13 protein-coding genes are annotated in these 12,616 nt (G+C 70.3%); 7 read left to right on the top strand and 6 right to left on the bottom strand.

What is annotated here, in order from left to right; translation table 11 throughout:
* Positions 1 to 150: 150 nt before the first annotated feature.
* The gene (ychF, locus tag AB0F38_RS18010) at positions 151 to 1,239 is read right to left on the bottom strand and encodes a redox-regulated ATPase YchF (protein ID WP_361893696.1); all 1,089 of its coding nucleotides are present in this window, start codon (positions 1,237 to 1,239) and stop codon (positions 151 to 153) included.
* A 391-nt stretch (positions 1,240 to 1,630) separates the two neighbouring features.
* Between ychF and AB0F38_RS18015 the strand changes: the two genes are divergently transcribed.
* Entirely contained in the window at positions 1,631 to 2,068 is a 438-nt protein-coding gene (locus AB0F38_RS18015) for a DUF6542 domain-containing protein (RefSeq protein WP_361894358.1), read from the top strand.
* Between the two features lie 21 nt (positions 2,069 to 2,089).
* Here the strand turns inward: AB0F38_RS18015 and ppgK are convergent, their stop codons facing one another.
* Entirely contained in the window at positions 2,090 to 2,827 is a 738-nt protein-coding gene (gene ppgK, locus AB0F38_RS18020) for a polyphosphate--glucose phosphotransferase (RefSeq protein ID WP_361893698.1), read from the bottom strand.
* Positions 2,828 to 2,856: 29 nt separating this feature from the next.
* Positions 2,857 to 3,864 carry a 4-hydroxy-3-methylbut-2-enyl diphosphate reductase gene (locus AB0F38_RS18025; RefSeq protein WP_361893701.1) on the bottom strand — a complete coding sequence of 336 codons (1,008 nt, stop codon included), beginning with the start codon at positions 3,862 to 3,864 and terminating at the stop codon, positions 2,857 to 2,859.
* 75 nt (positions 3,865 to 3,939) lie between these two features.
* Here AB0F38_RS18025 and AB0F38_RS18030 point away from each other — a divergent pair, with 75 nt between their 5' ends.
* The 4 genes from AB0F38_RS18030 (at position 3,940) to AB0F38_RS18045 (ending at position 7,665) form a co-directional block, all read left to right on the top strand.
* Positions 3,940 to 5,283: an APC family permease gene (locus AB0F38_RS18030; RefSeq protein ID WP_361893704.1), complete on the top strand. Its 1,344-nt coding sequence runs from the start codon at positions 3,940 to 3,942 to the stop codon at positions 5,281 to 5,283.
* A gap of 108 nt (positions 5,284 to 5,391) precedes the next feature.
* The gene (gene xseA, locus AB0F38_RS18035) at positions 5,392 to 6,603 is read left to right on the top strand and encodes an exodeoxyribonuclease VII large subunit (protein ID WP_361893707.1); all 1,212 of its coding nucleotides are present in this window, start codon (positions 5,392 to 5,394) and stop codon (positions 6,601 to 6,603) included.
* Positions 6,604 to 6,654: 51 nt separating this feature from the next.
* Positions 6,655 to 6,906 (top strand): exodeoxyribonuclease VII small subunit, encoded by a 252-nt coding sequence (locus tag AB0F38_RS18040; protein ID WP_361893709.1) that lies wholly within the window; start codon positions 6,655 to 6,657, stop codon positions 6,904 to 6,906.
* Positions 6,907 to 7,074: 168 nt separating this feature from the next.
* Positions 7,075 to 7,665 carry a malonic semialdehyde reductase gene (locus AB0F38_RS18045; RefSeq protein ID WP_361893712.1) on the top strand — a complete coding sequence of 197 codons (591 nt, stop codon included), beginning with the start codon at positions 7,075 to 7,077 and terminating at the stop codon, positions 7,663 to 7,665.
* Positions 7,666 to 7,737: 72 nt separating this feature from the next.
* Here the strand turns inward: AB0F38_RS18045 and AB0F38_RS18050 are convergent, their stop codons facing one another.
* The gene (locus tag AB0F38_RS18050) at positions 7,738 to 8,259 is read right to left on the bottom strand and encodes a DUF4245 domain-containing protein (protein ID WP_361893715.1); all 522 of its coding nucleotides are present in this window, start codon (positions 8,257 to 8,259) and stop codon (positions 7,738 to 7,740) included.
* 144 nt (positions 8,260 to 8,403) lie between these two features.
* On the opposite strand from AB0F38_RS18050, the gene glpX reads away from it, so the two are divergent.
* Positions 8,404 to 9,435, top strand: a complete 1,032-nt coding sequence (gene glpX, locus AB0F38_RS18055) for a class II fructose-bisphosphatase (protein WP_361893717.1) — start codon at positions 8,404 to 8,406, stop codon at positions 9,433 to 9,435.
* A gap of 58 nt (positions 9,436 to 9,493) precedes the next feature.
* Here glpX and AB0F38_RS18060 read toward each other — a convergent pair whose 3' ends face one another.
* Positions 9,494 to 9,862 carry a WhiB family transcriptional regulator gene (locus AB0F38_RS18060; RefSeq protein ID WP_361893719.1) on the bottom strand — a complete coding sequence of 123 codons (369 nt, stop codon included), beginning with the start codon at positions 9,860 to 9,862 and terminating at the stop codon, positions 9,494 to 9,496.
* Between the two features lie 168 nt (positions 9,863 to 10,030).
* Positions 10,031 to 10,702, bottom strand: coding sequence for a DUF1707 domain-containing protein (locus AB0F38_RS18065; protein WP_361893721.1), 672 nt, complete (start codon positions 10,700 to 10,702; stop codon positions 10,031 to 10,033).
* Between the two features lie 184 nt (positions 10,703 to 10,886).
* On the opposite strand from AB0F38_RS18065, the gene AB0F38_RS18070 reads away from it, so the two are divergent.
* A complete protein-coding gene (locus AB0F38_RS18070; protein ID WP_361893724.1) occupies positions 10,887 to 12,554 on the top strand; it encodes a fumarate hydratase in 1,668 nt (555 codons plus the stop codon).
* The last annotated feature ends 62 nt before the right edge of the window (positions 12,555 to 12,616 follow it).

Here is a 12,616-nt window from a genome sequence, read left to right on the forward strand (position 1 = left end):
CTCCGAGGCTCCCCCTTCGCAGCACACCGCGGCAGGGCAGTTCTTTCTCGTCCCGGACAGTGCATGTCGGAAGGGGCCTGACCTCAAAAGGCCAGGCCCCTTCCGACATGCGCATTTCGCTAGATCAGCGACGTGGTGATCCGTCAGCCGCTACACGTTGAAGCGGAACTCCACCACGTCGCCGTCCTGCATCACGTAGTCCTTGCCCTCCATGCGTGCCTTGCCCTTCGCGCGGGCCTCGGCGACCGAGCCCGTCTCGACCAGGTCCTCGAAGGAGACGATCTCCGCCTTGATGAAGCCCTTCTGGAAGTCGGTGTGGATCACACCGGCCGCCTCCGGGGCCGTGGCGCCCTTCTTGATCGTCCAGGCGCGGGCTTCCTTCGGGCCTGCCGTGAGGTAGGTCTGCAGACCGAGGGTGTCGAAGCCGACGCGGCCGAGGGTGGCCAGGCCGGGCTCTTCCTGACCCATCGACTGCAGGAGCTCCAGGGCCTCGTCGTCGTCGAGCTCGATCAGCTCGGACTCGATCTTGGCGTTGAGGAAGATGGCCTCGGCCGGGGCGACCAGGGCGCGCTGCTCGTTCTTGAAGTCCTCGTCGACCAGCTCGTCCTCGTCGACGTTGAACACGTACAGGAAGGGCTTCGTGGTGAGCAGGTGCAGCTCGTGGAGCAGGCGGCCCTTCTCCGTGCCGGCGGTGATGCCCTTGGAGAAGAGGGTGTCACCCGCCTCCAGGATCTTCTGGGCCTCCTCGACCGCGGCGAGGACGGCGACCTTCTCCTTCTGGAGACGGGACTCCTTCGTCAGGCGCGGGACGGCCTTCTCGACGGACTGGAGGTCGGCGAGGATCAGCTCGGTGTTGATCGTCTCGATGTCGTCCTTCGGCGAGACCTTGCCGTCGACGTGGACGACGTTCTCGTCCTTGAAGGCACGGATGACCTGGCAGATCGCGTCGGACTCACGGATGTTCGCGAGGAACTTGTTGCCCAGGCCCTCGCCCTCGCTGGCGCCGCGCACGATGCCCGCGATGTCGACGAAGTCGACGGTGGCGGGGAGCAGCTTCTGTGAGCCGAAGATCTCGGCGAGCGTGTTCAGGCGGGGGTCCGGGACGCCCACCACGCCGACGTTCGGCTCGATGGTGGCGAACGGGTAGTTGGCCGCCAGCACGTCGTTCTTGGTCAGGGCGTTGAACAGGGTCGACTTGCCGACATTCGGCAGACCGACGATTCCGATCGTGAGCGACACTTTGGCGACTTCCTGAGGTGAGGAGGAGGGGCTGTGCGGGCGGGCCTGGAGTGGACCGATTCTCCAGTTTACGGGCGGGCCGGGGCGGCCCGTCACGGGTCCGGGGCGGGGTGGCTGTCCGCGGCCGGGTGACGAGTTTCGGCCCCGTGATATCGAACGCAGTGCCAAGGTCGGCCAAAACGCGTGTCCAACGCCCGAAAGGGCACGCCCCGCGACCTAGGTTGTCCAGGTGGAGCAGCACAGGACACGAACCCCGCAGCGCAGGCAGCCCGCGCCGCCGAAGCAGGCCCCGGTGCCGGTGGCGGTCTCGCCGGTGTCATCGGTCTCGCCGGTCGCGGTGGGACCGGGCTCGCAACCACGCTCCCGGGCCGGGGCGGTCGCACCCGTGGTCATGGCGCTGCGCAGATTCCCCGACCCCCGGCTGACCGGCATCGGAGCGGGGCTCTTCGCCGCCCTGGCCATGTTCCTGCTGGCCTGCCTGGACCGGCTGCTCCTCGACGGTTCGGAGGTCGTGTACGGGCTGCTGTTCCTGCCCGTCAGCGCGCTCACCGCGCTCTGGGTGCGGCCCGCCGACCTGGTCACGGCACCGATCAGCGTGCCGATCGCCTTCGCTGTCGGTGTGATCCCGATCGCCGGGGGCTCGGGCGGCTTCGGCGGGCAGACGATGGCGGTCGTCACCGCGCTCGCCGTCCATGCCGGCTGGTTGTACGGCGGCACCCTCGTCGCCGGGCTGATCGCCACCGTACGGAAGGTGCGGCAGATGCGGGAGCGGCAGCGGCACCTGCTCAGGTCCGCCCAGGGTGCCCGCCGCCCCCGCCCCCGCCCCTAGACCGCTCTCCGGGCCTCAGGGCTACTTGCCCGCCGCCGCCATGGCCGCGCCGACGATGCCCGCGTTGTTCTGCAGCTCCGCCGGGACCGTCTCGGCGCGTACGTGCTCGATCAGCGGCAGGAACTTCTCGGCCTTGCGGCTGACGCCACCGCCGATGATGAAGAGCTCGGGCGAGAACAGCATCTCCACGTGGACCAGGTATTTCTGCACCCGGTGCGCCCAGTGCTGCCAGCTCAGGTCCTCGTCCTCCTTCGCCTTCGTGGAGGCGCGCTTCTCGGCGTCGTGACCGTGCAGCTCCAGGTGGCCGAGCTCGGTGTTGGGGACGAGCTGCCCGTCGGTGAAGACCGCGCTGCCGATCCCCGTACCGAGGGTCAGCATGATCACCGTGCCCTTGCGGCCCCGTCCCGCGCCGAAGGCCATCTCCGCGATTCCGGCCGCGTCGGCGTCGTTGAGGATCGTGACGGGCCGTCCGATCCGGTCGCTGAGCAGCGCACGGGCGTCCGTGTCGATCCAGGCCTTGTCGACGTTGGCCGCGGTGCGGGTGATGCCGTCGGTGACGACACCGGGGAACGTGATGCCGACCGGACCCTGCCAGTCGAAGTGGCCGACGACCTCGGCCACACCGCCGGCCACGCCCTCGGGCGTGGCCGGATGCGGTGTCAGTACTTTGTGGCGCTCCCGCGCCAGCTCTCCGCGGTCCAGGTCCACGGGAGCGCCCTTGATCCCTGAGCCGCCGATATCCACACCGAAGATCTCCATGGATCCACGGTACGGGTACGTGGCGCGGATCACTTCCCGGGGATGCCCTGTCCCGCGGAGAGCGCCGCCGCCTCGGCGCGCAGGTCGCGGCGCAGCTCCTTGGGCAGCGAGAAGGTGATCGACTCGTCCGCGGTCTTCACGGTCTCCACGTCCGCGTAGCCGCGCTCCGACAGCCATTCCAGGACGCCGTCGACCAGGACGTCGGGGACGGACGCGCCCGAGGTCAGGCCGACCGTGTTGACGCCTTCCAGCCAGGCCTCGTCGATCTCGTGGGCGAAGTCCACCAGGTGCGCGGCGGGTGCGCCCGCGTCCAGGGCGACCTCGACCATGCGGATCGAGTTCGACGAGTTCCTGGAGCCGACGACGATGACCAGTTCGGCGTCCTCGGCCAGCTTCTTCACCGCGATCTGACGGTTCTGCGTGGCGTAGCAGATGTCGTCGCTGGGCGGGGAGATCAGCTGCGGGAACTTCTCCTTGAGCGCGTCCACCGTCTCCATCGTCTCGTCGACGGAGAGTGTGGTCTGGGAGAGCCAGACGACCTTCGACTCGTCGCGCACGGAGACGTGGGCCACGTCCTCGGGGCCGTCGACCAGCGTGATGTGGTCGGGGGCCTCACCGCTCGTGCCGATGACTTCCTCGTGGCCCTCGTGGCCGATCAGGAGGATGTCGTAGTCCTCCTTGGCGAACCGGACGGCTTCCTTGTGGACCTTGGTGACCAGCGGGCAGGTCGCGTCGATCGTGGCGAGCCTGCGCTCGGCGGCCTCCGCGTGGACGGTCGGGGCGACACCGTGCGCGGAGAACATGACGATGGAGCCCTCGGGCACCTCCGCCGTGACGTCGACGAAGATCGCCCCCTTCTTCTCGAGCGTCTGCACGACGTACTTGTTGTGCACGATCTCGTGACGGACGTAGATCGGGGCCCCGTACTGCTCCAGGGCCTTCTCGACGGCGATCACGGCACGGTCCACGCCCGCGCAGTAGCCACGGGGTGCGGCGAGCAGGACACGGCGGGCAGGAGTTGCAGTCATGCGCCCCATCGTAAGGCCGTACCGAACAGGCGCGGGAGCGGCGGGGTCGGGAGACTGATGCGTACGCCCGACGACGGAGGGTTCATGACCGGAAGCAGCACGGACCGGGGAGGACTGCGGCGCACACTGGGATTCCGTGACCTGGTGGTCTACGGGCTCCTGTTCATCGCCCCCATGGCCCCGGTCGGCGTGTTCGGCACGCTGGACGCGAAGTCGGACGGCGCCGTCGCGCTGGTGTACCTCGTGGCGACCGTGGTGATGGCCTTCACCGCTTTCAGCTACGCCCAGATGGTCCGGGTCGCCCCGCTGGCCGGTTCGGTCTTCGCGTACGCCCGCAAGGGGCTCGGGGACGGGCCCGGGTTCGTCGCCGGGTGGATGGCGATGCTCGACTACCTGCTCATCCCCGCGGTCGCCTACCTCTTCTCCGGGATCGCGATGAACGCCCTGGTCCCGGAGGTGTCGCGGTGGGTGTGGACGGCGATCGCGGTCGTCGTGACCACCCTGCTCAACCTCTGGGGCGTGCGGGCGGCGGCCCGGGTGGGCTTCGCGGTGCTCGCCATGGAGATCGTGGTGCTGCTCGTGTTCGTGGTGTCGGCGCTGGTGGTGCTGGCCGGGGACGGGGCGCGGCGGGGCTGGCTGACGCCGCTCACCGGGGACACCGGGTTCTCGATGACGGCGGTGCTGGGCGCGGTGTCCGTCGCGGTGCTCTCCTATCTGGGCTTCGACGCGATCGCCTCGTTCGCGGAGGAGGTGACGGGGGGATCGGCGAAGGTGGCGCGGGCGGTGCTGTTCTGCCTGGTGCTCGCCGGGGTGCTGTTCGTGGTCCAGTCGTATCTCGCGGCGCTGCTGGAACCGGTGAGCTCGGCGGAGCTGGCGGCGGATCCGGTCGGGCAGGGGTCGGCGTTCTACGACGCGGTGGACGCGTCGGTCGGGACCTGGCTGCACGACCTGGTGGCGGTGAGCAAGGCGATCGGGGCGGCCTTCGCCGCGCTGGCCGGGCAGGCGGCGGCCGGCCGGCTGCTGTTCGCGATGGCCAGGGAGAGGCGGCTGCCGTCGTTCCTGTCCCGGGTCGACGGCGGGTCCGGGGTGCCGCGTGTCGCGATCACGTGTGCCGCCGTCGTGACGCTGGTGGCGGCGGTGTGGGCGGCCCGGCGCGACGACGGGCTCGACCATCTGGTGTCGGTCGTGAACGTCGGCGCGCTCACCGCGTTCGTGCTGCTTCACGCGTCGGTGGTGGGCTGGTTCGCCGTGCGCCGGATGGAGGGGCCGCCGAGCTGGTGGCGCCATGTCGTGGTGCCGGTGGTGGGCGCGGGCGTGCTGGTCGCGGTGATCCTGGAGGCGACGACGAGCGCCCAGCTGGTGGGGGTGTGCTGGCTGGGGATCGGCCTGGTGGTCCTGGCGCTGCAATGGGGGCGGCAGACGACCTGAGTGGGCGGGGGTCCCTCCGCCCGTCATGCGCGTCGGCGCCGATACGCGTGGCGCTGTCGGAGCCGGATGCGCGGACCGCTGTCGGTGACGGCCGATACGCTCGCCCGTATGGCTCTCACTACGTCCCCGGAAGCTCCGCTGCCCGTCGGCGACGTGTCGCGGCTGATCGGCGGGTGGATCGACCGGCTCGGCGCGGTCTGGGTCGAGGGGCAGATCACCCAGCTGTCGCGGCGGCCGGGCGCCGGTGTGGTCTTCCTGACGCTGCGTGATCCGTCGCACGACATCTCGGTGAGCGTGACCTGCTTCCGGCAGGTCTTCGACCGGATCGCCGACGTGGTGACGGAGGGAGCGCGGGTCGTCGTCCTGGCCAAGCCCGAGTGGTACGCGCCCCGCGGGCAGCTGTCCCTGCGGGCGACGGAGATACGGCCGGTGGGGATCGGTGAGCTGCTGGTCCGGCTGGAGCAGCTGAAGAAGTCGCTGGCCGCCGAGGGGCTCTTCGCCCTGGACCGCAAGCGTCCGCTGCCGTTCCTGCCGCAGCTGATCGGACTGGTCTGCGGGCGGGCGTCGGCGGCCGAGCGCGACGTACTGGAGAACGCCCGGCGCCGCTGGCCGGCGGTGCGCTTCGAGGTGCGCAACACCGCCGTGCAGGGGGTGCACGCGGTGAATCAGGTCGTCCAGGCGGTGCGGGAGCTCGACGGTCTGCCCGAGGTCGACGTGATCGTCGTCGCGCGGGGCGGCGGCAGCGTGGAGGATCTCCTGCCGTTCTCCGACGAGCAGCTGATCCGGGCGGTGGCCGCGTGCCGTACGCCGGTGGTCTCCGCCATCGGCCACGAACCGGACTCGCCCCTGCTCGACCTGGTGGCCGATCTGCGGGCGTCGACGCCGACGGACGCGGCGAAGAAGGTCGTGCCGGACGTGGGCGAGGAGCTCGACCGCGTCCAGCAGCTCCGGGACCGGGCGCTGCGGACCGTACGGGGGCTGCTCGACCGGGAGGAGCGGGGGCTGGCACACACGCTGGGCCGGTCCTCGATGGAGCGCCCGCAGCGGATGGTGGACGAGCGGGCGGCGGAGATCGACGCACTGGCCGGGCGGAGCCGCCGGGTGCTCGGGCATCTGCTGGACCGCGCCGACTCGGAGCTGGCGCACACCCGGGCCCGGGTGGTCGCGCTGTCGCCCGCGGCGACGCTCGAGCGGGGCTACGCGGTGCTGCAGCGGCCGGACGGTCATGTGGTGCGCTCCCCCGCGGACGCCGGGGCGCCGGGCGAGGAGCTGCGGGCGCGGGTGTCGGAGGGCGAGTTCACGGTGCGGGTCGCCGAGTGACGGGCGCGCGGCCTCTCTTCGTTGTCGGACCTCCCGCTTAGGGTGGCTCATATGACGGACGACGGGACGACGACGGCTGCCGCGACCGGCACGCTCGGGTACGAGCAGGCGCGGGACGAGCTGATCGAGGTCGTGCGCCGCCTGGAGGCGGGCGGCACGACGCTGGAGGAGTCGCTGGCCCTGTGGGAGCGCGGGGAGGAGCTGGCGAAGGTCTGCCGACGCTGGCTGGAGGGCGCGCGTGCCCGTCTGGACGCGGCGCTGGCACGTCCCGAGGAGCCCGCGGAGGGAGCCGGCACGGACTGAGTACGGACCGGACACGGACGGCGGCGGGGACGGGGCACGGAGGGCGGACCCGCCGGCGTGCTGTGCGGTGGATCACCACAGGGCCGATTTAGTTGAATGTTAATCAATGCTCCGGCTACGGTGATCGTGTCGCTCGACACCCCACCCGTCCGGAAGGCAGCTCCACAGATGTCCCTCGTTCTTGACCCCGCAGCCCAGGACCTCCTCTTCCGTGAGGCCCGCACCGCCAACACGTTCACCGACGAGCCGGTGACCGACGAGCAGGTCCAGGCGATCTACGACCTGGTCAAGTACGGCCCCACCGCCTTCAACCAGTCGCCGCTGCGCGTCGTCCTGGTCCGCTCGGCCGAGGGCCGCGAGCGTCTCGTGCAGCACATGGCCGAGGGCAACCAGCCCAAGACGTCCACGGCCCCACTGGTCGCGCTCCTCGTCGCGGACAACGAGTTCCACGAGGAGCTCCCGGCACTCCTGCCGCACTTCCCGCAGGCCAAGGACGCGTTCTTCTCCGAGCGCCCGGTCCGCGAGCGGTCCGCCGCCCTGAACGCCGCACTGCAGGCCGCCTACTTCATCATCGGCGTGCGCGCCGCCGGCCTGGCCGCCGGCCCGATGACCGGCTTCGACGCCGCGGGCATCGAGAAGGAGTTCCTGGACAGCGACCACAAGCTGCTCATGGTCGTCAACATCGGCAAGCCGGGCGAGGACGCCTGGTTCCCCCGCCTGCCGCGCCTGTCCTACGACGAGGTCGTCACCACCGTCTGATCCGGGACCACCAGCACACGCAGGAGCCCCGCGGCGCCGAGCGCCGCGGGGCTCCTTGCTGCGTACGGAAGGTCAGGAGGCGGTCTGCAGCGCCGCGGCCATCTCCGCGAGCCGCTCCGTCGAGGCCGAGCCGGTGACCACCGTGGTCACTCCCTCGGCGTGCAGCACGAGGGCGTCGTACTTCGGGCCCTCCCAGCGCTGCCACGCCTCGCCGGCCACGTCGTGCGTACGCCCGGTGTCCCTGGCCTGCTGGCTGACCTCGGGCACGTACTTCCGGGCCGGGGTCGTGGACTGCTCCACCGCGACGTACTTGCCGTCCGGGTCGAGGAAGCCCAGGTGCCAGCCGGCGCCGTTCCGGCCCTCGTACGAGACCGAGGTCGGCTTCCACTTCTCCGACAGCCCGGCCGGAGCGGCCACCGGGTACGGCGCGGCCCGTCGCGCCGTCGCGAGCTCGACCCGGTAGTCGACGGCCTTGATCGGGTCGGCCGTGTCGTCGTGCGGAATGAAGATGTAGACGACGCCCGCCAGTGCGGTGATCACGATCATCGACAGGAACATGTCCCGGACGGTCTGCTTGCCTCGCTTGCTAGCCACGGACTCAATGGTGGCATGAGCCCTCGGACGCCCCACCGGGGGGCACCCGCTCATCCGTGACCCGCCCTGCTCATTTTATCGACCTACCGATAGAGTCACAGCACCCTCTTTTCCGGTCGTCGTCGTACAGAAAGGTGCGCTCCGATGTCCGAGCATCATCTGCCGTCCCAGCTCGAGGTCTCCCCGGAGGCCCCCGACCGCAACCTGGCCCTGGAACTGGTCCGGGTCACCGAGGCCGCCGCCATGGCCGCCGGGCGCTGGGTCGGCCGCGGCGACAAGATCGGCGCCGACGGCGCCGCTGTGAAGGCCATGCGGACCCTCGTCTCCACCGTGTCGATGAACGGCATCGTCGTCATCGGTGAGGGCGAGAAGGACGAGGCCCCCATGCTGTTCAACGGCGAGCGGGTCGGTGACGGCACCGGCGCCGAGGTCGACATCGCCGTCGACCCGATCGACGGCACCACGCTCAACGCCAAGGGCATGCCCAACGCGATCGCCGTGCTGGCCGCCGCGGACCGGGGCGCGATGTTCGACCCGTCGGCCGTGTTCTACATGGACAAGCTGGTCACCGGTCCCGAGGCCGCGGACTTCGTGGACATCAACGCGCCGGTGTCCGTGAACATCCGGCGCGTCGCGAAGGCCAAGAGCTCCACCCCCGAGGACGTCACCGTCGTCATCCTCGACCGCCCCCGGCACGACGGCATCGTCCGGGAGATCCGGGAGACGGGCGCCCGGATCAAGTTCATCTCCGACGGCGACGTGGCCGGCTCGATCATGGCCGCCCGCGAAGGGACCGGCGTCGACCTCCTCATGGGCATCGGCGGCACCCCGGAGGGCATCATCTCGGCCTGTGCCATAAAGTGCCTCGGCGGTGTCATCCAGGGCAAGCTCTGGCCCAAGGACGAGGCCGAGCGGCAGCGCGCGCTGGACGCCGGGCACGACCTCGACCGGGTGCTCTCGACGGACGACCTCGTCAGCGGGGACAACGTGTTCTTCGTCGCCACCGGGATCACCGACGGTGAGCTGCTGCGCGGTGTGCGGTACCGCGCGGAGACGGCGACCACGGAGTCCCTGGTGATGCGCTCGAAGTCGGGGACGATCCGGAAGATCGACTCCACGCACCGGCTCTCGAAGCTGCGTGCCTACAGCGCCATCGACTTCGACCGGGCCAAGTAGGACCGGCGGTCGTGAGGGGCTGCCCCGGCGGGCTGCCCCTCACGCGCGGGTGCCGGCTTCAGCCCGCTGCGGCTATGTGCTCCGCCGGGGTCGCCTTGAGCTCGATGTCGCGCCTGCGCCGCCGGGCGAGCACCACGCGGCGCTCGGCGGCGGTGAGCCCGCCCCACACCCCGTACGGCTCGGGCTGCACGAGTGCGTGTTCACGGCACTCCACCATGACCGGGCACCCCGCACAGACCTGCTTCGCGGCCACCTCGCGGGACAGTCGGGCAGCAGTCGGCTCCTTCGACGGGGCGAAGAACAGCCCGGCTTCGTCCCGGCGGCACACCGCCTCCGAATGCCAGGGTCCCGCCTGGTCCTCCCGCGCGGGCGAGCGCTGGGACGGCACGGCGGCGACCTGCAGGGGCTGATGCGGCAGTTGCAGCACGGTCTACTCCTGACGACGGCTTCGGCTTCGGCTTCGCAAGCGAGAGACGATGCGCAGTCCCTACCCGCTGTACGCGTGCCTATGCACTGAGTGGCCTCACCGTGCCGCCCCCGCAAGGGCGCGCGTTCGCCTTTTGGCCGGAATACGCAGGGAACCGGCCGGCCGTTCTCAATGGCCGAGGTGTTTGCGCAACTGGTCGTGGAGGTTCGCGATGAGCTTGCCACGCTTGGGCTTTGCCTCGACGTTCCCGAAGACGGAATAGCCGTTCACCACGACCACAGGGGCCTCCGGGTCGGCGGATTCCAGTGTGTCGACTTCGAAATTGCCGAAAATCCCCGTACCGCTGCCGCGCAGCGAAATGTTCTCGGGCACCCGGATTTCGACACTGCCGAAGATGGACGTGGCGTTGATGACGGTCAGACGCTGGCCGAAAAGAGCCTCGGTCAGGTCGATCTCGACGCTGCCGAAGAGCGAGAAGGCGTTCGTACGGCCGCCGACGCGCCAGCGCCCCCTGCGGGTGGAGCTGCTGAAGACCGCCACGAGGTTCTCGGCGGGCCCCGCCGGCTCCTCGGGGCCGTACCCGTAGGGCGCCTGGGCCTGCCGGCCCGCGGGGCCGTGCGCGGGCAGGTCCCGCACCAGCGGCTCCAGGTCGCCCACGGTCTTGGCGCGGTAGACCAGGTCGACCCGCTCGGCGTGCTCCTCGGCGGTCAGCCGCCCCTCGGCCATGGCCTCCCGCAGGATGTCCGCGATCCGGTCACGGTCCGCGTCGGAAGCGCGGATCGCGGCGGGCGCGGGACCGGCAGGAGCGTCGGGCTGCTGGGGCTGCTTCTCGAGGTCCACCGCACCAGCCTACCCAAACGCGATAGATCGCGACCAGTACCCCGGCATGCCCGGGCCGGAATCCCGCTCGGACCGTCCCGGGTGAGCCCTACCTCACAGGTTCGGCGTGTCGGCGGCGTTCTACCCTGGTGGATGCGCTGCCCGAGGGAGGCCAGCCGCCGTCACCGAGTGAGGAATGGCCGTAATGCCAGAGTTTGCGTACTCCGATCTGCTCCCGCTGGGAGAGGACACCACGCCGTACCGGCTGGTGACCGCCGAGGGCGTCTCGACCTTCGAGGCCGACGGCCGTACGTTCCTCAAGGTGGCTCCGGAGGCTCTGCGCACGCTCGCCGCCGAGGCCATGCACGACATCTCGCACTACCTGCGGCCCGCACATCTGGCGCAGCTGCGGCGCATCGTGGACGACCCCGAGGCCTCGTCCAACGACAAGTTCGTCGCGCTCGACCTCCTGAAGAACGCGAACATCGCCGCCGCGGGTGTCCTGCCCATGTGCCAGGACACCGGTACGGCGATCGTCATGGGCAAGCGCGGGCAGAACGTACTCACCGAGGGCGGTGACGAGGAGGCCCTGTCGCACGGCATCTTCGACGCGTACACGGAGCTGAACCTGCGCTATTCGCAGATGGCCCCGCTGACCATGTGGGAGGAGAAGAACACCGGCTCGAACCTCCCGGCCCAGATCGAGCTGTACGCCACCGACGGCGGCGCGTACAAGTTCCTCTTCATGGCCAAGGGCGGTGGCTCGGCGAACAAGTCGTTCCTCTACCAGGAGACCAAGGCGGTCCTGAACGAGGCCTCCATGATGAAGTTCCTGGAGGAGAAGATCCGCTCCCTGGGGACGGCCGCCTGCCCGCCCTACCACCTGGCGATCGTCGTCGGCGGTACGTCGGCCGAATTCGCGCTGAAGACCGCGAAGTACGCCTCCGCGCACTACCTGGACGAGCTTCCGGCCGAGGGCGCGCCGACCGGTCACGGCTTCCGGGACAAGGACCTGGAGCAGAAGGTCTTCGAGCTGACGCAGAAGATCGGCATCGGCGCGCAGTTCGGCGGCAAGTACTTCTGCCACGACGTGCGCGTCGTCCGCCTCCCCCGCCACGGCGCCTCGCTGCCCGTCGCCATCGCCGTCTCCTGCTCGGCCGACCGCCAGGCCACCGCGAAGATCACCGCCGAGGGCGTCTTCCTGGAGCAGCTGGAGAGGGACCCGGCGCGCTTCCTGCCGGACACCACCGACGAGCACCTCGACAGTGGCGGTGACGTCGTCCGCATCGACCTGAACCGGCCGATGGACGAGATCCTCGCCGAGCTCACCAAGTACCCGGTCAAGACGCGGCTCTCGCTGACCGGTCCGCTGGTCGTGGCGCGCGACATCGCGCACGCCAAGATCAAGGAGCGGCTCGACGCGGGCGAGGAGATGCCGCAGTACCTCAAGGACCACCCGGTCTACTACGCGGGCCCGGCGAAGACCCCCGAGGGCTACGCGTCCGGTTCCTTCGGACCCACGACGGCCGGGCGCATGGACAGCTACGTCGAGCAGTTCCAGGCGGCGGGCGGCTCCAAGGTGATGCTCGCCAAGGGCAACCGGTCCAGGCAGGTCACGGACGCGTGCGACGCCCACGGCGGCTTCTACCTCGGCTCGATCGGCGGCCCGGCGGCGCGTCTGGCGCAGGACTGCATCAAGAAGGTCGAGGTCGTCGAGTACGAGGAGCTCGGCATGGAGGCGGTGTGGCGGATCGAGGTCGAGGACTTCCCCGCGTTCGTCGTCGTCGACGACAAGGGCAACGACTTCTTCACGGAGCCCGCCCCGGCACCGACCTTCACCAGCATTCCGGTCCGCGGTCCCGGCCTCGGCTGATCCGCCCGCGGCTCCAGGGGGCGTTCCGGCCGCGGCCGGGGCGCCCCTGCCGCATTCTCCCG

Source organism: Streptomyces sp. NPDC025273 (genome assembly GCF_040638585.1).
Classification (GTDB): Bacteria; Actinomycetota; Actinomycetes; order Streptomycetales; family Streptomycetaceae; genus Streptomyces; species Streptomyces cinereorectus.